A 365-nucleotide genomic window follows, 5' to 3' on the forward strand; every position below is an offset into this window, starting at 1 on the left:
GCAAACCGGGTTGCCAAATCGATGATTTACTGCCTTGGAATATCAAAAGCTAGGTGTGGATTGCCGGACGCTTACGATAATACAAATAAATTTTTTGATATGTCTCTTGCTAATGAAAAAGCTCAACCACTAGATTTACATCTTCTATTTGGAGGGGCTGGATGTGGTAAAACTACTTCACTTAAACAGTTGGCTTTAAAGGTATCTGATGAAGGGGGGCGAAATGTATATTTTGTTGAAGAATATAAAGATCGATTAGTTGATTTGATTCATGAATTAGATATAAGAAACGGAGTTTTTCAAGTTAGTTGTCGCCTCAAGTTAAATTTTATGCCGCCCGCATTTCTTCTTTTTTCTCAGGGTTT

At 36.4% G+C, this 365-nt stretch carries 1 protein-coding gene; it reads left to right on the top strand.

Annotation, left to right across the window (positions count from 1 at the left end):
- The coding region (locus AAEY57_RS19485; RefSeq protein ID WP_350608604.1) for an ATP-binding protein at positions 1–365 on the top strand (365 nt) is incomplete at both ends.

The sequence above is a fragment of the Pseudoalteromonas sp. MER144-MNA-CIBAN-0113 genome, assembly GCF_040308965.1.
Taxonomy (GTDB): Bacteria; Pseudomonadota; Gammaproteobacteria; order Enterobacterales; family Alteromonadaceae; genus Pseudoalteromonas; species Pseudoalteromonas tetraodonis.